Here is a 22,715-nt window from a genome sequence, read left to right on the forward strand (position 1 = left end):
TATAATCTTGTCAAGCCTTAGATCATATATCTGATTAAGAATATGATTGCTAGGACATACATTACCCAGCTTACTTCCTTGTATTTGCCTGTTAGGACCTTGATTAATACGAAGGAAATCATTCCGAATGCTATACCTTCTGCTATTGAATAAGCTAGTGGCATCATGAGGATGGTCATGAAGGCTGGGAATGATTCGGTGATATCTCCAAAGTTTATTTCTACTACTGTTGATAGCATGAATAGTCCGACTACTACTAGGGCTGCTGATGTGGCTTGGCTTGGTATTAGTGAAAATACTGGGAAGAAGAAGGCTGCGATTGCAAAGCATCCTGCACAAGCTAGGGCTGTAAGGCCTGTTCTTCCGCCTTCTGCAACACCTGCAGAGCTTTCTACGAAGGTTGTTACTGTTGATGTTCCTAATAGGGCTCCACATGTTGTTCCTACAGCGTCTGCTAGTAGGGCCTTTGATGCGTTTTCTAGGTTGCCATTTTCATCTAGCATTCTTGCCTTGGTTGCTACACCTGTGAGTGTGCCAAGGGTGTCAAATAAGTCCACAAATAAGAATGAAAATAGGACTGAGAACATTTCTAAGCTAAAGACATTTGAGAAGTCTAGCTTAAAGGCTATTGGTGAGATTGATGGAGGGAGTGATACGAGTGATCCTTCTGGAAGACCTGTTACTCCAAGTATTAGGGATAGGATTGTTGATACCAAGATTCCCCATAAGAGGGCTCCCTTTACCTTTCTTGTTGTTAAGACTACCATCACGATTAGGGCAAAGAAAAATACTATAGATTCTTTGCTTGAAATATTTCCTAAGGATAGGGCTGGTTCTGCCTTTTCTATAATGCCTGCATTTAATAAACCAATTTCTGCGATAAATAGACCAATACCGACTGATACAGCCTTTTTGAGTGTAGATGGGATTGAGTTAAATATTGCCTCTCTGACACCAAATAGGGATAAAATCATGAACAAAATACCTTCAAAAAATACAGCTGTCAGAGCAAATTGCCAAGGGTGGCCCATTTTCATAACGACTGTATAGGTGAAGAAAGCATTAAGCCCCATACCAGCTGATAGACCGAATGGAAGATTGGCATAAAAGCCCATCAATAACATTGCGATAATGGATGCTAGGATTGTAGCTGAGAATACTGCACCGTAGTCCATACCAGATTCTGATAGGATTTGTGGGTTAACAGCTAGGATATAGGACATTGTCATAAATGTGGTTATACCTGCCATTATCTCGGTCTTGATATTAGTATCATGTTTTTTAAGTTTAAAAGTTTTCTCGAAAAACGAAACTTTTTCCATAATTGCCTCCTTTTATTAATGATACGAGTCCATTATATTATAAATTTAGTTTTTGTCACCACATTTATATAATTTTTAACCTTTATTTTTAGCTTGATAAATATTATAATAGAAGTAAGAAACTATCAATAGTTTATTAGATAAGGAAGGTATATGACAAGTAAAAATATCATACAATTAATAGTAATAATTATAGGAGTGATGATGAGTGCTTTTTTCTCATCAAGTGAGACGGCCCTGACATCTCTCAATGTATTTAAAATCAGACAATTAGAAGAAAATGGGGTGAAAAATTCTTCCCTGGTTAGAAAGCTTTCAGAGAATATTGGCAAGGTCCTAACAACTATTCTTATCGGCAATAATATCGTAAATATAGGGACAACCACCATTGCCACCCTATTTTTTACAGATATCTTGGGTCCATCAGGGGCTTTGGTTTCAACAGTTGTCCTTACAATTGCAATCCTAATTTTTGGCGAGGTTTCTCCTAAAAATATAGCCGCAGCTAATAGCGAAAAGGTAGCCCTAAAGGTTGCAAAGCCAATAAGCTTTTTAAATATTATCCTAAAGCCACTTTCTTTTATCTTGCAGGCTATAACTGGGGTCATTACTAAGTCCTTTATTGATGATAATCAGCAAAGTGGAGATCAGGTGACAGAAGAAGACCTTAAGACAATTGTGGATGTATCTGAAGAGCAAGGGGTAATCAACCTTGAGGAAAGTGAGATTATCAATAATGTCTTTGCTTTTGGAGATAGCGATGTAGAAGATATAATGACAGCCAGGACTAATATGGAGGCCATTTGTGTCGATATAGAACAAGATGAACTTAAGGAATTTTTAAGAAATTCTATCCATTCTAGGATTCCTGTTTATGGCAAGTCTATCGATAACATCCTAGGAATTCTCCATATGAAGGACATAGTTGCCTTTATTGCAGAAGATAAGGAACTTGATATAGAAAAGATGATAAGGCCTGCCTTTTATGTTTATGATAATATGCACACCTTTGACCTCTTTAAGGCTATGCGTGGAGAAAATGTTTCTCTTGCCATTGTCACAGACGAATATGGGGGCACAAGTGGTATTGTCACAATCGAAGACATTGTAGAAGAGCTTGTAGGCGAGATTGAAGATGAGTATGACACATCCCACGATAAAATTTATAAGATAAGTGACAAGGAATATTTGGTCAATCCATCAATTCACATAAATGACTTCAATGATTATTTTGATACAGACCTAATTCAGATTAAAAACGACTCTATAGGCGGTTTTGTAATTGACACCCTAGAAAAAATTCCAAAAGAGGGCGATGAAATCGAAATTGAGGGTATAAAGATAACAGTAATCAAAGTAGATAGATACAAGATAGAAATGCTAAAGGTAGAGTTTTCTTAAGGAGGAGACAGTGAGAGAAACAGTTTATATCACAGGCCACAAGAAGCCAGATACAGACTCAATTATGTCAGCCATAGCCTATGCTGACCTTAAAAATAGGCTAGGAGAATATGATGCAATTCCTATAAGACTTGGCAAACTAAGCCAAGAAAGCCGTTTTGTACTTGAATATTTTGGGGTAAGGCCACCAGAAATCAAGGAAACAATGAAGCTTACTGTAGGAGACCTAAACATAGATAAGGGCAATATAATCGACCCATCTATTCCAATTAGAAAAGCTTGGGATACCTTCCAACATGGAGCTACCAATTCCCTAACAGTTGTAGACTCTAAGGGAGAAATCGTGGGTATAGCATCCCTATCAAATATTACAAAATCTTACATGGATATATGGGATGATAAGATCCTCGGCAGGTCAAGTACTCCAATTGATAATATCATAGATGTCTTAGCTGGTAATATCATAAACCTACCAAAAGAGCCTAGGGAGCTTTCAGGAAAGATGGCAGTGTTTGCCATGAGTGGGGATGAAAAGGACCTAGAGGGTGTAGTCCTTGAAAATGACATAATCATATCAGGAAATAGGTATGCCTATTACAAATATCTTCTAAATCAAAAGATATCACTTTTAATCCTAACCAACGGGGCAAGGCTTGATGATGAGGCCCTAGAAGTGGCAAAAGAAAACAAGGTTACAGTTATATCTACAGAATATAACTCCTTCATGGCTTCAAGACTGCTTCCACTTACAATTCCTGTAAGCCATGTAATGACCACAGACAATCTAATTTATTTTAAAACCGACGATACCCTAGATACAGTTAGGGAAGTCATGGCCAAGTCTAGATTTAGGTCATATCCGGTAGTAGACCCAACTAATCAAGTAGTAGGCTCAATTTCTAGGTATCATTTGATTTCTTCGGATAAGAAAAAGCTAATCCTAGTAGACCACAACGAACGCAACCAATCAATAGATGATATAGACGAAGCAGAAATTATAGAAATAATCGACCACCACAGGGTAGCAAACATCCTTACAACAGGCCCAGTCTTCTTTAGGGCAGAGCCAGTTGGATCAACTGCTACAATCATTTCAGAAATGTATTTAGAAAGTGGTATCAGACCATCTAAGCAAATTGCAGGTATACTTTGCGCTGCTATAATCTCAGATACCCTTCTTTTCAGGTCACCAACTACAACAGATATTGACAGGAGAATCCTAGATAGGATGAGCAAGATTGCAGACATCAACCCAGAAGAATTTGCAGATAGGATGTTTAGGGCAGGCACATCTTTGAAGGGTAAATCAGCCAAAGACCTAATCGAAGGAGATATCAAGACCTTTACAATCGGCTCTTCAACAATAAGAGTAGGCCAAGTAATGACCATGAATCCAGAAGAGCTAGTACCAATTATGGATGAGCTAAAAGAGCTAATGGCAGCTAAAATTAAGCAAAGGGGAGAAGATACCTTCGTCCTAGTCCTAACAGATATCTTTAACCAAAGAAGTGAGCTTTTAGTAGTAGGTGAATTCTATGATGCTATCCAAGAAGAATTTGGAGAAGTCACCAAAAATGGCACAATAAACGCAGAGGGAGTTCTCTCACGTAAGAAACAAGTAATACCAAAACTAACAGCAGCAATAGTCAAGAAATAACAAAAGTCTCTAGCCTAGCTAGAGATTTTTACTTAGGAGATAGGATGGAAATATTAGATTTATACGATAGGTACAGGAAAAAAACAGGCAAGACCTACATAAGGGGTGATGTCATGCCCCTTAATACATACAGGCTCATTGTCCATGTCCTAATCTTTGATAGGGACGGGAGATTGCTCATCCAACAAAGAAAGGCAGAAAAGTCCATGGGAGGCCTGTGGGATATAACTTGCGGTGGGGCTTGTCAAAGTGGTGAAAACACTGATCAGGCAGCAAGCCGTGAGCTTTACGAAGAGCTAGGCATAGCTTTCAATTTTAGGGGCTCAAGACCAATCCTTACAGCCAATTTTAAGTATGGCTTTGATGATTTTTACATGATTCACAAAAATATAAGACTAGAAGATTTAAGGCTGCAAGAAGAAGAGGTAAGTGATGCAAGGTGGGCATCCTATGATGAGGTAACCCGCCTGATGAAGAGAGGGAAATTTGTAAAATACAAGAAATCCTTCATAGATTTGCTCTTTGACCTAGAAAAGGATAAGAGATTTATGGAAATATAAAAAGGCCCGGAAAAAAGGGCCTTGTATCTATAGGGAATTAAGTTGATCAAGCATGTAGTCAGGGTCCATACCATGAACCATGCAAGCTTCTTCAAGAGATTCATATAAAGATGTTGGACATGCTATGCAGCCCATACCGCTCATCATAAGAACGTTGATAGCTTCTGGCTTTGCTTGAATTATATCACCTATAATCATATCACGAGTGATAGTTACTTTGTTTGTTTCTTTTGTATTTTCGGTCATAAATATTCCCCCTTTTATAGGAATATTTTACTACTTAAAATATAATAATCAAAGTAAATCACTAGGATATAGGAGAAAATATGGAAAAGTATGAATTATTAGAAAAAAAGAAAGAAGAATTAAGAATATTACAAGAAAAAATCAATGAGGGCCCACAAAATAGCTTTCTAAAGACCTTCCTAGGACCCTTGGGCCTAGCCTTTCTTGGCCTTAGTCTTGCGATTTTTTTTAAAATGACAGATGTGCAAAAAATTGGCATATTTATAATAATATTTATAATTAGCCTTAGTATTTATACCTTAAGGACTCAGAAGAAAAATGAAAGGGAAAAGAAAAGGCAAATAGCAGAAAGACTTGCCCTCCAAAAGGAGATAGTAAGCTTAAGTAGGGAGATAAAAAATGAGAATAATTAAATATAGTAAGTCTGAAGAAGCCCTAAATATAGCTACCCATGCTCTCGGTTTCATCCTTAGTCTGATATTTTTTATACCAGTAGTTGTAGGAGCCTACCATGGCAAGGACTTGCTAGGATTTTTGGCCTGGCTAATTTATTTTATAGCCATAGCCATCATGTTTTTGGCATCGAGCCTCTACCATTCCATGACCAATCCCACAGCCAGGACCATCTTTAGGGCCATAGATCACGGGGTAATATACCTGACAATAGCAGGGTCTTATACGCCGATAATCTTAATTGGCCTCAGGTCAAGCCTATCCATAGTCATCTTTGTCCTTATATGGATCTTGGCTATTTCAGGCATAACCATGAACATCATAGCCTTTGCTACAGGCAAGGAAGATAGGATAGGAAAGGCCTCGATGATAATCTACATGGCCATGGGCTGGATATCCCTCCTACTTATCTATCAAATTTATAAATACATCGGCATGTCCTATATCATGTTTTTGCTAGTCGGCGGTCTATTTTACACCCTAGGAGCCATTTTCTATTCCATAAAGAAAATCCCCTACAACCACGCTATCTGGCATATTTTTATCCTTGTAGCAGCCTTTGTCATGTTTTATGGCAACTATAAATTTTTGGGATAATTGCAAGAAAATAGAAAGTAAGTATAATATTAGCAGTCGAGTAAGAAGACTGCTAATTTTATTTGGAAAATGATTAGGAGGATTAGCAATGAGACAAGAATTTAAGGCAGAAGCCAAAAAAGTCATGGATTTAATGATCCATTCAATTTATACAAACAAGGAAATATTTTTAAGAGAGCTAATATCAAATGGGTCAGATGCCCTAGATAAGCTTTATTTTGAAGACCTAAAGTCTGATTCAACCACAGAAAAAGATGACTACTATATAGAAATCATCCCAAATAAGGAAAAGAGAACCCTTACAATCAGGGACACAGGTATTGGCATGAATGAAGAGGACCTAACAAATAACCTAGGAACAATTGCCAAATCAGGTACAGAAGCCTTCAGAAATTCTGTAGAAAATTCAGACGCCAAAGACCTTATAGGACAATTTGGTGTAGGTTTTTATTCAGCCTTCATGGTTGCAGAAAAAATCGAAGTCCTATCCAAAAAACACGGCCAAGATAAGGCCTACCTTTGGACAAGTGAAAATGCCGATGGTTTTGAAATAAAAGAAGCAAAGAAAGATGAGCCAGGCACAGACATCACACTCTTCTTAAGAGAAAATACCGAAGATGAAAACTACGACATCTACCTAGACCAAAATACAATTAGGGGACTCGTTCGTAAATATTCAAACTACATCAGATATCCAATCAAGATGCTAGTAACCAAGACCAAAATCAAGGAAGGATCTCCAGAAGATAAGCCAGAATATGAAGATTATAAGGCCTATGACATCCTAAATTCAGATAAACCAATCTGGAAAAAGTATAAAAAAGACCTAAGTGATGATGATTACATCAATTTTTACCAGGAAAGTCACTACGGCTTTGATAAGCCACTAAGCTGGCTTCACTTCTCAGTTGAAGGTCTAGTAGAATTTAGGGCCCTACTCTATATACCAGAAAAGGCTCCATTCGATTATTATTCCAAAGATAGGAAAACAGGACTAGAGCTTTACTCTCACGGTGTAAAAATCATGGATTCTTGCGATGAAATCCTAGATGATGCCTATTCCTTTGTAAAGGGAGTTGTAGAGTCAGATGATTTGACCTTAAATATTTCAAGAGAAACCCTCCAACAAAATAGGCAGCTAAGGGTAATTTCTAAGCAAATCAATAAGAAAATTAATGCTCATCTCAAGGAAATGATGGAGAAAAATAGGGAGGACTACGAGAAATTCTACAAGGAATTTGGCAACTCAATCAAGGTTGCAATCTACGAATCCTTTGGGGCAAATAAGGAAGAACTCCAAGACCTCTTACTCTTTTACTCTAGAAAAGAAGATAAGCTAATAAGTCTAAGAGAATATAAGGAAAAAGCTGCTTCAACTGCAGAATTTATCTACTATGGAACAGGAGAGTCAATTGATAAAATCAAAGCTTCCCCAGCTTTAAAACTAGTAGATGAAGATGTTGATGTCCTCCTATTAGATGATAGACTAGATGAATTTTTAATCAAAATGCTAGAAGAATACGATGGTCTTAAATTTAAGTCCATATCAGCAGAAGATGAAAAAAATGAAGAAGACAAGGAAGATAGCGAGCTAATAAACTTCATCAAGGAAGCCATGCCTGAAGATGTGGTAGATGTAAATATCTCAGATAAGCTAGAAGATATACCAGCCATCATCAAGCAAAGAGGAGAAGTCTCAATAGAGATGGAAAAGGCCCTCAAAGACCAACCAAACGCCTTTGGCATCAAGGCAGAAAAAGTCCTAGAAATCTCAAACAAAACCAAGGCCTACGACCTCTTAGAAAAAGCCTACAAGGATGATAAAGACCAGGCAAAAATGATAGCAAGGCTCCTCTTAGACCAAGCAAGACTCATAGAAGGTCTAGAAATCGAAGACCCAGTGGCATATGCTAAAAACATTTGGAAACTAATTTAATAAAAAATTACAAAGGAAAGTGCGGAAAATCTGTGCTTTCCTTTTATATTTATACAAGAAATAAAAAAATATATAAGATTTTGATCTAGCAAAGTTTATTGTGATTGAATTTTTGTCACGAATATGATACAATATCCGTGACAAAGGAGAATTGTAATGAGTTCATATATGGAAATAATATCAGATAAAATAAATAGCTTCGACTCACATAAAGTATTTTTTGCAAATGACTTTTTAGATATTGCATCTAATGCTACGGTTAGACAGATATTAAAAAGATTAGCAGACGAAGATAAAATTAAGCGTGTAATTGATGGCTTTTATTACAATCCAAGATACAGTGAATTAATTGGAGAGTACGAAGCAGTATCAATACATGAGTTAGCACTTGCTATATCAAGAAAATACAATTGGAATATTGCACCATATAATAGCACAGCCTTAAACTTATTAGGACTTTCAACACAAGTTCCGACTCACTATAAATATATATCTAGTGGAAGATATAAGGAATATAAAATTGGGAATACGGTTTTAGAATTTAAAAAAGTAAATCCAGGAGAAATTGCCAATATGTCCCTAAAGACGGCAACAGTTATTCAAGCAATTAAGTCTTTGGGCAAAGAAAATATAACTAGCGAAGTTATACAAAAGATAAGAGAAAACTTAAGTGAAAAAGAAAGAATAAACTTAATGAACGAATCAAAATCAGTTCCATCATGGATATATGAAGTGATAAGGGAAATTTGTGAGGGTCAAAATGAATAAGTTTTATATAGAAAACAAAGAAGATCTAAGGGTCTTAATAGTCAATACTGCAAGAAAGAAAAATATATCTGAAGCAGTCATTGAAAAGGACTATTGGGTTACTTTTATCTTAGACTATCTATTTAAAGAAAATAAATGGAAAGAATATTTTACCTTTAAAGGTGGCACATCACTTTCAAAATGCTTTGGACTTATAGAAAGATTTTCTGAAGATATAGATCTAATCTTAGATTGGAGAGTATTAGGATATGAAGAAAAAGAACCATGGTTAGAAAGGTCAAATACCAAGCAAGATAAATTCAACAAAGCGGTTAATGAAAAGACAGAAGAATTTTTAAGAGATGAATTTTTAAAAGTTTTAGAACAAGATTTAAACGATTTTAACTTTAAATTTTCCATAGATACAATAGACCCACAAACAATTCTATGTAAATATCCTAAAATTTTTAAATCTAATTATTTAAGTCAAAATATAAGGCTTGAAATAGGAAGCCTTGCAGCATGGACACCAGCAATTGATGTTGAAGTTTTACCTATAATTGGTGAAGCCTATCCAAATGTATTTAAAGAAAAAACTAATATTAGAACAGTATCAGCAGAAAGAACCTTTTGGGAAAAGGCTACTATACTTCATCATGAAGCAAATAGACCAGAAGATTCTCCTATGCCCCATAGGTATGCAAGACACTTTTATGACCTATATAAGATAGCAGATTCAGATTTTAAAAATAAAGCCTTAAAGGACAAAGATTTATTAAAAAAAGTGATTGAATTTAAAATGAAATTCTACCCCAGAAAGTGGGCTAGGTATGAAGATGCATTAAATGGTAGATTAAAGTTAGTTCCAGGAGAGTTTCGATTTTCTGAAATAGAAAAAGATTATAAAGCTATGGCTGAAATGATTTATGGAGATTATCCAAACTTTGAAGAGATTATAAAAGCTCTTAAAGAACTAGAAAAAGAAATTAATGATTAAAACTCCTGAAATATTTTGAAAAGGAGGAATAAACATAGGCAAAATTGATAGCAGGACTACTCCTAGACCAAGCAAGACTAATAGAAGGCCTAGAAATCGAAGACCTAGTGGCATATGCTAAGAATATTTGGAAACTAATTTAATAAAAAATACAAAGGAAAGTACGGAAAATCTGACCTGAACCCGTAAACACGGAATAATTTAATAATATTTTAAGCGGAATGTAATCTGTACATAACAGGGGACATTCCGTTTAATTTTGTTTTAATCCTATCCTCATTGTACCATTTTATATATTTTTCAGTCTCATTTCTTAAATGATCATAACTTTTAAAATCTTCTCCATAATACATTTCCTGTTTCAATATTCCAAAGAAGTTCTCCATTGGAGAATTGTCTAGACAATTCCCTTTTCTTGACATACTTTGCCTTATATTCATCTTTTCTAGTTTTTTAGTCCAAGTACTATGTTGGTAATGAAATCCTTGGTCTGAGTGTATAGTTAAATCTTTAATGTCCTTATTTTCTTTTAACGCTCTTTCTAGCATAGTATTAGTTAATTCTATTGTTGGGTGATTGCTTAGGGTATAGCTGATTATTTCACTGTTGTATAGGTCTAATATTGGTGATAAGTATAGTTTCTTTTCTTGTCCTTTAATTCTAAATTCTGTTACATCTGTTAGCCATAATTGGTTCGGTTTATCAGCTTTAAATTCTCTATTTACAACATTATCTGCTACTTTACCTATTTGTCCCTTGTATGATGAGTATTTTCTTGATCTAGTTTTAAATTTAGAGCATAGCAAGGATTCTTCTCTCATTATTCTTAAGACTTTTTTATGATTAATATTAAAGCCTTTATTTTTTAATACCATAGTTACTCTTCTATAGCCATATCTACCTTTTGATGCTTCTACTATGGTTGTTATTTCTTTTCTAATTTCTTTATCTTTATCTATTGGTTTAGCTAATTTCATCTTCCATTCATAGTATGATGATTTTGGCAATTCAGCTATTTCTAACCATTCACTTATCTTGCTTTTAGGATATTCTTTTTGTAACTTGAGGATTATTTTTGTTTTTTCCTTGCTTCTGCTTCCTCTTCCAGGAGCAAGGCTTGTAGCTTTTTTTCGTATATTATCTTCATTTTGAGAAGTCTATTTTCTTCTCTTAATCTTATTAATTCTTCTCTTTCAGTTTCATTTATTGGAGTATTAAGTTTAGACTTTTTATTTAATTTGGTCATATTTTTTCTAGGCCTTCCTCTGTTATCCTCTAGTCCAGATAAACCACGCTGTCTATATGCTCTCTCCCGATTACATATTATTGATTTATTGCTTATATTAAAGTGCTCTGCGGTTTGTCTGAATGAGATATTATTGATTTGCCTATATTGTATTACAGATAGCTTAAATTCACTAGTGAATTTATCTTTATTTTGCTTTTTTGATAAGTTATCAAATCCACCTGATTGATATTTGATTATCCAGTTTTGTAATGTACCTTCGGGTATATCATATTTTTTAGCAACCATCGGACTGCCTCCAGATTCCCCTGATAAATATTCCGTTACTAGTTTGATTTTAAATTCTTTTGTATATTTTGGCATACAAAAACCCCTCCATCCGTATTCCGGATTTTGGGGTTCAGGTCAATCTGTACTTTCCTTTTTCCTTGCATAAAATTATCTTTATGAGGTATTTGATGTTTTTTATTTGGGTATAAAAAAATAAAGGATATTTAACAAGTTAGAAGGAATTTATATGGATAATTTTAAGCGATTTCAAGTGGAAAATTATAGGGAAGATTTCATACATATAGATCAAATAAAATGGGACGGTGAGGGTCTAAAAAATAACTTAGAAGCTGAAAAGAATCATATCAAAATCAACTTGATATTTGCTGACATAGTCTACCTCTATTCAAACACTTTGGAATTATACAAGCCAAGCTGGTGGATAGGTAAAGAAGGAGATTACTACCCATTCTATTATGCTGAAGATTCAGAATATATTAGCAAGTTAAAGAAAGAAGTAGATCATATTAAGGATAATAAAATAATACACTTTGTAATAATTGGTGTAGATAATGTTGTAGATGTCTTAACATCAGATTTTCCCAAAACTAATATTAGATAAGATCTTCTAAATATAGTTGATAATTGCTTGTTAAGACTGTTGCTTAAAAAATTAAGGAAGGTGGATTTTATGAATTATTCTAAGTCTTGGAGTTTTAAGAAGCTTTTAGGAATTTTCCTTTGGGCATTTTTGCTTGCTGGCATGTTTTTACTAGTAAGCTGTGGTAAAGAATCTGTATCAGAAAAGAAAGAGGATATAGAATTTCCTGTCGATGATAAGGGATACCCGCAAAACAATCTGGTAATGATCAATGGCAAATCTTATCCTATAGATTTTGTAGGTCAATCACAAATGGAATCTGAAATTGAAGTTAAAATGGATGGGGATAGGGACTTTGTTGAGATTACTCTTCCCCAAGGACCTCTTATTAACTATTGGAGTCTTGATGAAAAAGAATACATGAATTTGACTTCATATAGTAGGATTGATTTTCCAATTAAAAACGAAAATATGGTCGAAGGACCATCTGCAGCTGTACAAAAATTTGTGCTTAATGTTGTAAGAGGAGAAACTTCAGAAATTTTACTAAAGTGGGCAAATGTAGATGATATGGATAAGTTATTTAAGGATAAGAAAGAGGATTATATCTTAAAAATTTTAGTAACTTATTAGAAAATTTTGTTACAAAGGGGCTGGATTTTAGCCCCTATTAGTTTGTAAGAATTTGAAAAAATAGGTAAATTTTCTCATGAACTAGTATAATAATATAAAAAGAAAGTCGGGAGACCAAGGTCTCCTTTTTATTGGGAGGAAATATGGAATATAAAAGAACTAATGCTTGGCTTGCCATGGATGATGATGACCTTGATAAGTTAGAAGCTATGTCTAAAGATTATCTAGAATTTATGGATAAGTCTAAGACTGAGAGAATGGCTGTTAAGGAGATTGTTAAAAGAGCTGAGGCAGCTGGTTTTAGAAATCTTGATGATTTAATCGCAAGTGGTGACCTTAAGGCTGGGTCCAAGGCTTATGTTATCAATAGAAATAAGGCTGTGGCTATGTTTGTGATTGGTAGGGAGGATTTAGAAAAGGGTATGACTATTGTCGGTGCCCACCTAGATAGCCCAAGGCTTGACCTTAAGCCAGTTCCACTTTTTGAAAAAAGCCATGCAGCTTACCTTAAGACCCACTATTATGGGGGTATTAAGAAATATCACTGGACAAATATTCCCCTTAGCCTTGTGGGTGTAGCCTTTACTAAGGATGGAAAAAAAGTTGATATTTCAATAGGAGAAAGGGACGATGAGCCAGTATTTTTCATCTCTGAGCTTTTAATCCACCTTTCAGCTGACCTTAACCAAAAAAAGGCCAGCGAAGTTATAACAGGTGAGCAACTTAATATCATGGTTGGCTCAATTCCACTTAAGGATGAGAAGGAAAATCCTATTAAGAAGAATGTCCTTAAGATTTTAAATGAAAAATATGGAATAGAAGAGGAAGATTTCCTTACAGCTGAGCTAAATGTAATACCTGCTACAAAGGCTCGTGAAGTAGGCCTTGATAGGTCAATGATTATGGCCTATGGCCACGATGATAAGGTATGCTCTTATGCAGCCCTTAAGGCAATTCTAGAAGTAGAAAATCCAGAAAAGACCCTAGTTGGACTATTTGTAGATAAGGAAGAAATAGGATCTGTTGGTGCAACAGGCATGACCAGCCAATTTTTCGAAGACATGACCCTTGAAATCCTAAATGCCTTTGGCAAGGGAAATGTTGTTAGCTTAAAGCGTGCACTTAGAAATTCTAAGGTGCTTTCAGCAGATGTGACCCTAGCAGAAGATGCAAATTTCTTAGAGGCTACAGAAGAGATGAATACAGCCAAGCTTGGCCATGGGGTTTGCCTAACTAAATATACAGGCAGCCGTGGCAAGGGTGGCTCAAATGATGCTGACAGCGAATATCTAGCTGAAGTAAGGACTGCCTTTGGAAAAGATGCTGCTATTTGGCAAACAGGTGAGCTTGGTAAAATCGACCAAGGTGGTGGTGGAACAATCGCCTATATCCTTGCAGAATACGGCATGAGTGTAGTCGATTGCGGTACACCAGTGGTATCTATGCATGCTCCTTTAGAAGTTATCTCAAAGGCAGATTTATATCAGACTTTTAAAGCATATCTTGCCTTCTATAAACATATCTAAAATACTGATATCTACCCATTTGATCAGCTATAAAAACTTTGCGAAAAATATTTGACAATACTTTTAGCAGATGTATAATATATATTTTTTGACAAATACGTCCCTCTAGGGTATAATGATATAAGTATCAAACGGAAGGATGATTAAATGGCACAAAGATCAGTTCACGATATTAGAAAAGAAGTTGAAAGTTCGGTAGGTAAGGAAGTAATTCTCAAGGCCGATATGGGCAGGAAGAGAGTTAAAACTAAGACAGGTGTCATAGTAGATGCATTTCCAAGTGTATTTACAGTAAAGGTCAACAACGACTTTGATGTGGAAAGAACAGTGTCATACACTTATTCTGACATTCTCACATCTACAGTAAAATTGACTCCAAATAAATAAAAATAGGGGCTGGCAAAACGGCTCCTTTTTTTATTAAAAAATTCTTCCAAAAAGAAAGGGAACTATGAAATACGCAGACTTACATATGCACACATCTTATTCAGATGGGGATTATGATATAGAAGAAGTAATAAAAATGATGGCTGAGGCAGGCCTTAAAAAAATTGCCATAACAGACCACGACAGGTGCGACCACTATGACAAAATCAAGACTCTTGGCAAGGCTTATGATCTTGAAACTATAAAGGGGATAGAAATATCAGCCTATGACTATGAAGTGGGTAAAAAAGTTCATATAGTTGGTCTTTTCTTGCCAGATTCCACGCCTAACATTAAAAAACTTAATGACCACACAAATAAGCTCAGAGAAGCCTGTCACATCGAGCTTTTACCTGAACTTGCGAAAAAGGGATTTGACCTTGACTATGATTTTGTCAAAAAATTTGCCCCAAATTCTATAATCTATAAGTCAGATATATTTTGGGCCCTAAAGGCCAAGTATCCAGAAAAGATGGAGGGTCTTGGCTTTAAGGATATTTTTAAGGAAAAAACTACGGATGACCTGGCTAGGAAAATGGGCTACATACCAGTAAAGGATGCCATTTCTGCCATAAATGAAGATTCTGGCCTATCAATTCTTGCCCATCCACAAGAATATGACAATTGGGATGAGATTGAAAAGTACGCAGGCTTTGGCCTAAGAGGAATTGAAATCAATCACTCCAGGATGAAGGGCGATGATTTTGAAAGAGCAAGGGAAATTGCTAAAAAATTTGATTTTATCATGTCAGGAGGGTCTGATTTTCATAGATTGGGAAGATTTGAACTAGGAGATTATGGTCTAAGTCATGATGAATTTGATAAGTTAAGAGAGGATTTTAATGACAAATATTGTAATTCTTGATTCTAAACCCCTAAATCCAGGCGATATGAGCTTTGGTAGCCTAAAGAAGCTTGGAAATGTGACAGTTTATAAGGAATGCCCAAACGACATAGAAGAAATAATTAAAAGGGCCAAGGATGCTGAAATTCTCCTTATTTGCTATACAAAAATTACAAGAGATATTATAGAAAAACTTCCAAAGCTTAAATATATCGGTGTCCTATCGACAGGCTACGATTCTATTGACCTAGAGGCTGCAAGAAATAATGGGATTGTCGTTACAAATGTGCCAGCTTATGGAACTGATGCTGTGGCCCAGTTTGGCCTTGCTCTCCTTCTTGAGCTAACAACAAGGGTTGGTCACCACGATGGGGAAGTTAGAAAGGGTCGCTGGAAAAAGGAAGGCTTCTGGTATTTTGGAGATTTTCCACTAATAGAACTAGTTGGCAAAACCATTGGCATTATGGGACTTGGTAAGATTGGACTTGCAGCTGCCAAAATATATAAGGCCATGGGAATGGAAGTTATTGCCTACAATAGGAGCGAGAATGAAGAGGCAAAGGCTTTCGTAAAATATGTGACTAAGGATGAAATATTTGAGAAATCCGATATAATAGACCTTCACCTGCCTTTAAATGATCAGACAAAAGATATTATCAACGAAGATTCAATTTCTAAGATGAAAGATGGGGTTATTATCATAAATACAGCAAGGGGCGGCCTAATTGATGAGGATGCCCTAATGGCAGGCTTAGATTCAGGCAAGATTTATGGGGCAGCCCTTGATGTCAATAAAACAGAGCCTATAAATGACGATAACCCAATGCTTGCTTATGATAATATAATCATAACCCCACACATGGCCTGGGGACCGGTTGAAACTCGTCAGAGGCTTCTAGAAATTGCCATAGATAATATCAGGGCCTTTGAAGCAGGTAAAGCGAAAAATGTAGTAAATTGAGAGGAGAATTATGAATATATTTATTGATATTGCAAACTTTATGTGGGCCAATGTAATTGGCTATGTCCTTTTGGGGGTGGGCCTTTATTATTCAATAAGGCTTGGCTTTCCCCAATTTCGCTATGCAAAGGATATCTTCCATGTCATTAAGAAAAATCTGAAATCAGATTCAAATGTATCTGGTTTTGCAGCCCTTGCAACAGCTGTAGGTGGTCAGGTTGGGACAGGATCCCTTGTAGGAGTTGCAACAGCCCTTGTAGCTGGAGGTCCTGGGGCTATATTTTGGATGTGGATTACAGCTCTACTTGGTATGATTATAACCTTTGCTGAAACAGTACTAGGACAAATTTATAGGGTAAAATTAGAAGATGGAACCTACAGGGGCGGTCCTGCCTACTATGTGAGATTTGGTCTAAAATCTAGAATAATGTCAGTCATAACTGCTATTTTTTACATAATTGGTGTAGGCCTTTGCATAGCCTTCATGCAGACAAACTCCATAGCTCAAGCCCTTACAGGCGTATCTAATATTAATCCAATTTACATAGGGGTAGTGATTACGATAATTGCTGCCATAGTTACAATCGGTGGGGTTAAAAGGCTTACAGATATTTCAAGCAAGATAGTTCCAGTTATGGCGGGTTTATACATACTTGCAGTTTTATTTATCCTGCTTACAAATATTACTAAGGTCCCAGCCATGTTTTCAGATATCTTTAAAGGGGCCTTTGGCCTTAAACAAGCCTTCGCTGGCCTTGGTGGTTATACAGTAATGACCACCTTTAGGTATGGGGTTGCAAGAGGCTTATTTTCAAACGATGCTGGTAATGGTATAGCAGGTATCATGCATGCTTCAGCAGATGTTAAACATCCGGCAGAGCAAGGATTTTTGGGCATGTTTGGGACCTTTGTTACAACAATCATAATATGTACCCTTACAGCCTTTGCCATCATGCTTACAGGAGTATTAGGAAATGGTAACGATGGTATAGTCCTAGTCCAAGATGCTTTCCAATCACAACTTGGCAACCTTGGTCGTTGGATGATATTCTTTGCTATGCTAATGTTTGGTTTTACAACCCTAATAGCAGACTTATTCTATGGTGAAACCAATGTCCTTCTAATATTTAAAGAAAAAGCAAAAATCCCACTTTGGATTTATAGGTTAACAGCCTTTGCCATGTTTATAATTTCAACCAAACTAGACCTTCATGTGGTCTGGGGAATAATAGATGTCTTTGTTGGGATAATCGTATTTATCAATGTAATCAGCTTATTCCTGCTCTTTAAGAAGGTAAAAGAAGTAATGGATGATTATGAAAGACAAAAAAGCCAAGGCATAGAAGACCCTCTTTGGAAAAGAGAAGAAGAATATAAATTATAGAATTTAAAAATCCGGATGAGATCAAAAGATCAAATCCGGATTTTTTATCTTTCTTGGATAATCTCTATCCTGTAACCATCTGGGTCTTCTACGAAGAAATATTTATTAGAATCTGGCCTAAGGCCTTTAATTTCTGTCACTTCATAGCCTTTAGCCACAAAATCTTCCCTTAGAGAGATAATGTCTGGGTGGGAAATAGCTATGTGACCATAGCCAGTACCTAGGTCGTAAGGCTCTTCCTGGTCGTAATTGTAGGTTAATTCTAATTCAAATTCTGGTGAATCAGGGAGAATTAGATAAACTAAATCAAATTTCTTTTCAGGAAATTCCTTTCTTCTTGATTCTCTAAATCCTAATTCTTCAGTATAAAACTTAAAGGACTTATCAAGGTCCTTGACTCTAATCATTGTGTGTAAAAATTTCATAAATCCTCCTTATTTTATATATAACCTAAAAGGGGAATCTTACACATTAAAATAATATTAAAGTAAGTTTTTCGATTATATTTAATAAAATTAAATTTGACTTTAATATTATTTAGGTTTATAATGGTAGTAACAAAGGAGGATGCCATGGGAAATGATAAGAGAGAATGGATAGAAAATCTCGATGATAGCGAAATCGACTTTATCAAGAGATTTATCCTAGAATCGGGATCCTTAAAGGAAATGGCAAAAATCTACGGCGTATCCTATCCGACAGTCAGGCTTAGGCTTGATAGGCTGATTGAAAAAATAAAACTATTAGACAAGGAAGATAAGTCCTATGTAAGCCTAATTAAATCAATGGCCATAGACGGAAAAATCACCCTAGATGCTGCCAAGATTTTGATTGAAGAATACAAAAGGGAAGGATGAGAGAAATGAAAAAATTATTAGGATTATTTTTAGGCTTAGGGATATATACTTTTTTAATTCCACTTATAATTCAAATCATAATTTGTAAAAATACCAAGGGAAGATGGGGGTTAATAATACCAATCTTATCTTTTCTAAGTACACTTGCCTGGTATATAGGACAAGTAACTTTTGATGCCTATGGGGAAAATCAGGTCACCATACCAGGCTTCATTATAGGTCTTATTATAGCAAATATACCAACGATGATTCAGTATTTGGTTTATATTTACTACAAAAATAAGAAAAAACAAAAAGATGAACTAGACAAGATGGAGATAATGGATATGTGACAGCCAGGGATAATCCCTGGTTTTTTAATTTTACATTTTGTCACCAACGATGGTGACAAAACTACGCTTAGTAACGCTTGCACAGGCCTATAGAAAAGAGCTATAATAAGATTAAGAAGTTTATTTGTCTAAATGAAAAAGGAGGAAATTATGGACAGAAATACTAACATTAAAAATAGTGTGCAGCGTTTTGGAAGGTTCCTAAGCGCAATGGTAATGCCAAATATTGGTATGTTTATTGCATGGGGATTTATCACAGCTCTTTTCATACCTAAAGGTTACTTACCAAATGAAAAGCTTGCCGCAATGGTAGATGTTTTATTAAAATATCTCTTACCAACCCTAATAGCTTATTCAGGTGGTAAATTAGTTGGCGGTGAAAGAGGGGCAGTAATAGGAGCTATCGCTACAGCCGGTGTTATAGCAGGAGCTGAAATACCAATGCTAATGGGTGCTATGGTCATGGGACCTTTTGCAGGATGGGTTATCAAGAAGTTTGATAAGGGTGTTGAAGGAAAAATCCCAGCAGGATTTGAAATGCTGGTCAATAACTTTTCTATAGGTATCATCGGAATGCTTCTAGCAATCCTTGGTTACTACGGAATTGGACCACTTTTAGCAGGCTTAACAGCTGTTTTAGAAGGTGGAGTTGATTTTTTAATTAGCAAAAAACTTCTTCCATTAGTATCAATCTTTGTTGAACCGGCTAAGATTTTATTCTTAAACAATGCCATCAATCACGGAATATTTACTCCAATTGGTGCTAACCAAGTATCAGAAATGGGTAAATCTATAATGTACCTAATAGAAGCTAACCCAGGACCAGGTCTAGGTATACTTTTAGCCTATTTCTTCTTTGGTAAGGGTGACTCAAAGAATTCATCAGCAAGTGCTATGATAATCCACTTCCTAGGTGGTATCCACGAAATATATTTCCCATATGTACTAATGAATCCATACCTATTACTAGCTGTAATAGCGGGTGGTTTTTCAGGAGTTTTAACAAATCTTCTTTTAAATACTGGTCTAAGATCAGCAGCCTCCCCTGGATCAATCATAGCAATAATGTCTTTGGCAGCGCCTGGAGACCATATTAAGATTATGATTTCTGTTATAATAGCGGCAGTAGTATCATTTTTAATAGCCTCTATTTTTGTAAAGAGAGCCTTTGCTAAGGGAGGCACAGTTGATTTTGAAAAGGCAAAATCAGATCTTGCAAGTTCTAAGGCAGAATCAAAGGGCGAAGTTAAGAAAGAAGCATCAACTACAAATACAGTAAAGGCAGCCAAAGATGTTCATAAGGTAGTTTTTGCCTGTGATGCGGGAATGGGCTCATCAGCTATGGGTGCATCAAGATTTAGAAATGCAATCAAAGATTCACCATATGATGTTGAAGTAACTCACGCACCAGTTTCAGAAATACCAGAAGGGGCTGATATAATAGTTACAAATGAAAACTTAGTTGAAAGAGTAGACAAGACTAAGGGATATGAAATAATTCCAATCAAAAACTTCTTAGCAGATCCAGGTATCAATCAATTAATCGAAAGATTTACAAAATAATAAATAGAAGGGAGGGAGGTCATTGAAGGCATATAATTTATCTCAAAGACAAAAAAATATCATCCATATAATTGGAGATAATAAGGATGACTATATAACAGTAAATGATATAGCTAAGAAAATTGGTGTATCTACAAGGACTGTCCAAAGGGATTTGCCTCTTATTGAAGATTTTTTATATGAAAATGACTTCTCTCTAACCAAAAAACCAGGTCAAGGTCTTATATTAAATGAATCTAGGGAATCAATTGCTTATCTTTATGAGCTTTTAGAAATGGTGGATTCATCCAAGCAGTATGAGAGGGTTGAAAGGGTAAATTTTATTCTCTCAAGACTCTTAACTAGCAAGCAAGCAATAAAGTATTTTGTTTTTACCCTATATTTAAAAATATCTGAAAAAACCTTGGTAGAGGACTTAGACATAATTGAAAAATGGTTGTCAGTTTACGACATAAAGCTTATCAGAAAGCGAGGAGTGGGAGTAAGTATTGAAGGCAGGGAAAAGGCCATCAGGAAGGCCCAGGCCAAGCTTATCAATGATATGCTAGATGATGATAAGAAAATAGAAATATTGAGGGATATTTATGATGATGTCAAGGTAACTCTCATAAGGGAAAATGATATCTTATCAATGATAGATCTAGATATCATAAATAGGACCAAAAAATCACTGGATAAGACCTTTGCTAGGCTAAAAATTAGCATTTCGGACAACTCTTATTTTAGCCTTTTAGTTCATATCTCTTTATCTATTGAGAGACTTAGGCAGGATAAAAAAATAGATTTCAACGAAGATTTGGTTGAAAATCTTAAGTCAAGCCAGGATTATGAACTTGCCAAAGAAATCATAGGGGACTTGGAAGAAGAATTTAATATAGAAATTCCTGATATCGAAATATATTTTGTGGCCATGCATATTAAGGGCACAAAAATAACCGATGACAAAAACGAAAATTTTGATATAAATGAAGCTAGCCAGTCCCTTAATATTACAAAAAAACTCATTGAAAAGATGGATAAGCTTTACAGGCTCAACCTTAAAGATGACCTGAGGCTTGAAAGTGATCTTAGGGCACATATAATGCCAGCCTTAACTAGGCTAAAATACAGGCTTGCTATTAAAAATCCTATTCTGGATGAAATAAGAGATAAGTATGGACAAATCTATGAAAGTCTTAAGGAAATTGGTCCGGACATCATCAGAGATGAGGGAAAATTACCTAGCCATACGCAAATACCTGATGATGAAATTGGTTATATAGCTATTCACTTTATAACAGCTATAGAATCAAAGATAAGCCAAAATGTAGGGGTTAATATCCTTACAGTTTGCCCTACTGGTTATGGTACATCAAGGTTACTTGCGACTAAAATTAAAAACCGATTCTCGAATGCCAATATAGTAAATAATGCTTCTATAATGAATCTGAATAGAGAATTTTTAGAGGAAAATGATGTAGATTTAATAGTATCAACCGTTAAAATTAATAGCCTTATGGAAGAAGGTGATATTAGCGATTTTGCCTATATAGAAATGCCTGCCTTAGCAGATGAAGATGATTATTTGAAACTTACCACCAAGTTAAGGGAGATTTCAAGAAAAAAATACTATAATGGTGGAAGTGTGAAAAAGTCATTTAGTGAAATTTCTTCGAAAGAGATAGGAGAATCCAAAATAGATTTGGGGCAAAAAATTTTCGAAATTTCAACTAATCTCAACAATCTTTACGAAAATACCAAGTATTTTTATCTTGAAAAGAAAGATGACCCTTATAAAAAAGCTTCAAAATTAGTTTCGGATGATAGGCTAGAAGGAGAGACGATTTTTGAAGCCATAGTTGAAAGAAATAAGTTAAATCCGACCTATTATGAGGAATTTAATCTTTATTTGATCCATGCAAAATGTGAGATAAATAGACCAAAGCTAGGTTTTGGAAAGATTGAAGATAGTCATGATATTGTAATTGTAATGATATCAAGCCTTGACGAAAAAGATGAGATAATAAAATTTTTCTCAGAAATCAGTGAAAAAATTGTAAGTGATGATGCTTTTTTAAGGGCTCTTAGGACTCTAAATCAAAATAAAATTGACCGTAACCTAAGAGAAATAATATATAATATAATTAGGGAAAATATAGAAAAAGAAGGAGAATAAG

At 35.4% G+C, this 22,715-nt stretch carries 24 protein-coding genes; 19 read left to right on the forward strand and 5 right to left on the reverse strand.

Annotated features, from left to right (window positions below; genetic code table 11):
• Window positions 1-17 precede the first annotated feature (17 nt).
• The gene (locus tag C8269_RS10375) at window positions 18-1,322 is read right to left on the reverse strand and encodes an NCS2 family permease (protein WP_106461726.1); all 1,305 of its coding nucleotides are present in this window, start codon (window positions 1,320-1,322) and stop codon (window positions 18-20) included.
• 153 nt (window positions 1,323-1,475) lie between these two features.
• On the opposite strand from C8269_RS10375, the gene C8269_RS10380 reads away from it, so the two are divergent.
• Genes C8269_RS10380 through C8269_RS10390 form a run of 3 tightly spaced genes read left to right on the forward strand, consistent with a single transcriptional unit; the run spans window position 1,476 to window position 4,940 of the window.
• Window positions 1,476-2,723: a hemolysin family protein gene (locus C8269_RS10380; RefSeq protein ID WP_106461728.1), complete on the forward strand. Its 1,248-nt coding sequence runs from the start codon at window positions 1,476-1,478 to the stop codon at window positions 2,721-2,723.
• Between the two features lie 10 nt (window positions 2,724-2,733).
• Entirely contained in the window at window positions 2,734-4,380 is a 1,647-nt protein-coding gene (locus tag C8269_RS10385) for a putative manganese-dependent inorganic diphosphatase (RefSeq protein ID WP_106461729.1), read from the forward strand.
• Between the two features lie 44 nt (window positions 4,381-4,424).
• Window positions 4,425-4,940: an NUDIX hydrolase gene (locus C8269_RS10390; RefSeq protein ID WP_106461731.1), complete on the forward strand. Its 516-nt coding sequence runs from the start codon at window positions 4,425-4,427 to the stop codon at window positions 4,938-4,940.
• Between the two features lie 27 nt (window positions 4,941-4,967).
• On the opposite strand, the gene C8269_RS10395 is transcribed toward C8269_RS10390, so the two are convergent.
• Complete coding sequence (locus tag C8269_RS10395; protein ID WP_106461732.1) at window positions 4,968-5,186, reverse strand: DUF1858 domain-containing protein; 219 nt, start codon at window positions 5,184-5,186, stop codon at window positions 4,968-4,970.
• Between the two features lie 80 nt (window positions 5,187-5,266).
• Here C8269_RS10395 and C8269_RS10400 point away from each other — a divergent pair, with 80 nt between their 5' ends.
• The 5 genes from C8269_RS10400 (at window position 5,267) to C8269_RS10420 (ending at window position 9,916) form a co-directional block, all read left to right on the forward strand.
• Window positions 5,267-5,599 carry a hypothetical protein gene (locus tag C8269_RS10400; RefSeq protein WP_106461734.1) on the forward strand — a complete coding sequence of 111 codons (333 nt, stop codon included), beginning with the start codon at window positions 5,267-5,269 and terminating at the stop codon, window positions 5,597-5,599.
• On the forward strand, window positions 5,586-6,236 hold the full coding sequence (gene trhA, locus C8269_RS10405) for a PAQR family membrane homeostasis protein TrhA (protein WP_106461736.1): 651 nt from the start codon (window positions 5,586-5,588) through the stop codon (window positions 6,234-6,236). Before C8269_RS10400 ends, trhA begins: the two co-directional genes overlap by 14 nt.
• 88 nt (window positions 6,237-6,324) lie before the next feature.
• Window positions 6,325-8,172, forward strand: a complete 1,848-nt coding sequence (gene htpG / locus C8269_RS10410; RefSeq protein WP_106461738.1) for a molecular chaperone HtpG — start codon at window positions 6,325-6,327, stop codon at window positions 8,170-8,172.
• A gap of 156 nt (window positions 8,173-8,328) precedes the next feature.
• Entirely contained in the window at window positions 8,329-8,940 is a 612-nt protein-coding gene (locus C8269_RS10415; RefSeq protein WP_106461739.1) for a DUF6088 family protein, read from the forward strand.
• Window positions 8,933-9,916 carry a nucleotidyl transferase AbiEii/AbiGii toxin family protein gene (locus tag C8269_RS10420; protein WP_106461741.1) on the forward strand — a complete coding sequence of 328 codons (984 nt, stop codon included), beginning with the start codon at window positions 8,933-8,935 and terminating at the stop codon, window positions 9,914-9,916. The genes C8269_RS10415 and C8269_RS10420 overlap by 8 nt, the downstream gene beginning before the upstream one ends.
• Window positions 9,917-10,128: 212 nt before the next feature.
• On the opposite strand, the gene C8269_RS10425 is transcribed toward C8269_RS10420, so the two are convergent.
• Together C8269_RS10425 and C8269_RS10430 are read right to left on the reverse strand one after the other, a co-directional pair.
• Window positions 10,129-11,052, reverse strand: coding sequence for an IS3 family transposase (locus C8269_RS10425; protein WP_106461742.1), 924 nt, complete (start codon window positions 11,050-11,052; stop codon window positions 10,129-10,131).
• On the reverse strand, window positions 10,986-11,525 hold the full coding sequence (locus tag C8269_RS10430) for a helix-turn-helix domain-containing protein (RefSeq protein ID WP_106460744.1): 540 nt from the start codon (window positions 11,523-11,525) through the stop codon (window positions 10,986-10,988). Before C8269_RS10430 ends, C8269_RS10425 begins: the two co-directional genes overlap by 67 nt.
• 154 nt (window positions 11,526-11,679) lie before the next feature.
• On the opposite strand from C8269_RS10430, the gene C8269_RS10435 reads away from it, so the two are divergent.
• The 7 genes from C8269_RS10435 to C8269_RS10465 all read left to right on the forward strand — a co-directional run bounded on the left by C8269_RS10435 (window position 11,680) and on the right by C8269_RS10465 (window position 17,807).
• Window positions 11,680-12,054: a hypothetical protein gene (locus tag C8269_RS10435; protein ID WP_106461744.1), complete on the forward strand. Its 375-nt coding sequence runs from the start codon at window positions 11,680-11,682 to the stop codon at window positions 12,052-12,054.
• A gap of 69 nt (window positions 12,055-12,123) precedes the next feature.
• Window positions 12,124-12,666 (forward strand): hypothetical protein, encoded by a 543-nt coding sequence (locus tag C8269_RS10440; RefSeq protein WP_106461745.1) that lies wholly within the window; start codon window positions 12,124-12,126, stop codon window positions 12,664-12,666.
• A 143-nt stretch (window positions 12,667-12,809) separates the two neighbouring features.
• Window positions 12,810-14,192, forward strand: coding sequence for an aminopeptidase (locus C8269_RS10445; RefSeq protein ID WP_106461747.1), 1,383 nt, complete (start codon window positions 12,810-12,812; stop codon window positions 14,190-14,192).
• A 147-nt stretch (window positions 14,193-14,339) separates the two neighbouring features.
• On the forward strand, window positions 14,340-14,579 hold the full coding sequence (locus tag C8269_RS10450) for a Veg family protein (protein WP_106461749.1): 240 nt from the start codon (window positions 14,340-14,342) through the stop codon (window positions 14,577-14,579).
• Between the two features lie 64 nt (window positions 14,580-14,643).
• Entirely contained in the window at window positions 14,644-15,483 is an 840-nt protein-coding gene (locus tag C8269_RS10455) for a PHP domain-containing protein (RefSeq protein WP_106461751.1), read from the forward strand.
• Window positions 15,461-16,423, forward strand: coding sequence for a D-2-hydroxyacid dehydrogenase (locus C8269_RS10460; protein WP_106461753.1), 963 nt, complete (start codon window positions 15,461-15,463; stop codon window positions 16,421-16,423). The genes C8269_RS10455 and C8269_RS10460 overlap by 23 nt, the downstream gene beginning before the upstream one ends.
• A 10-nt stretch (window positions 16,424-16,433) precedes the next feature.
• A complete protein-coding gene (locus C8269_RS10465; protein WP_106461755.1) occupies window positions 16,434-17,807 on the forward strand; it encodes an alanine/glycine:cation symporter family protein in 1,374 nt (457 codons plus the stop codon).
• Window positions 17,808-17,851: 44 nt separating this feature from the next.
• Here the strand turns inward: C8269_RS10465 and gloA are convergent, their stop codons facing one another.
• Window positions 17,852-18,232 (reverse strand): lactoylglutathione lyase, encoded by a 381-nt coding sequence (gene gloA, locus C8269_RS10470; protein WP_106461757.1) that lies wholly within the window; start codon window positions 18,230-18,232, stop codon window positions 17,852-17,854.
• A 147-nt stretch (window positions 18,233-18,379) separates the two neighbouring features.
• Here gloA and C8269_RS10475 point away from each other — a divergent pair, with 147 nt between their 5' ends.
• The 4 genes from C8269_RS10475 (at window position 18,380) to C8269_RS10490 (ending at window position 22,714) form a co-directional block, all read left to right on the forward strand.
• On the forward strand, window positions 18,380-18,664 hold the full coding sequence (locus tag C8269_RS10475) for a DUF2089 family protein (protein WP_234025884.1): 285 nt from the start codon (window positions 18,380-18,382) through the stop codon (window positions 18,662-18,664).
• A gap of 5 nt (window positions 18,665-18,669) precedes the next feature.
• Window positions 18,670-18,996, forward strand: a complete 327-nt coding sequence (locus tag C8269_RS10480) for a hypothetical protein (protein WP_158698411.1) — start codon at window positions 18,670-18,672, stop codon at window positions 18,994-18,996.
• Window positions 18,997-19,146: 150 nt separating this feature from the next.
• Window positions 19,147-20,559: a PTS mannitol transporter subunit IICB gene (locus C8269_RS10485; protein ID WP_106461763.1), complete on the forward strand. Its 1,413-nt coding sequence runs from the start codon at window positions 19,147-19,149 to the stop codon at window positions 20,557-20,559.
• 22 nt (window positions 20,560-20,581) lie between these two features.
• A complete protein-coding gene (locus C8269_RS10490) occupies window positions 20,582-22,714 on the forward strand; it encodes a BglG family transcription antiterminator (RefSeq protein WP_106461765.1) in 2,133 nt (710 codons plus the stop codon).
• Window position 22,715: the final 1 nt, after the last annotated feature.

This window comes from Anaerococcus sp. Marseille-P3915 (genome assembly GCF_900258475.1).
Lineage (GTDB): Bacteria > Bacillota > Clostridia > Tissierellales > Peptoniphilaceae > Anaerococcus > Anaerococcus kampingae.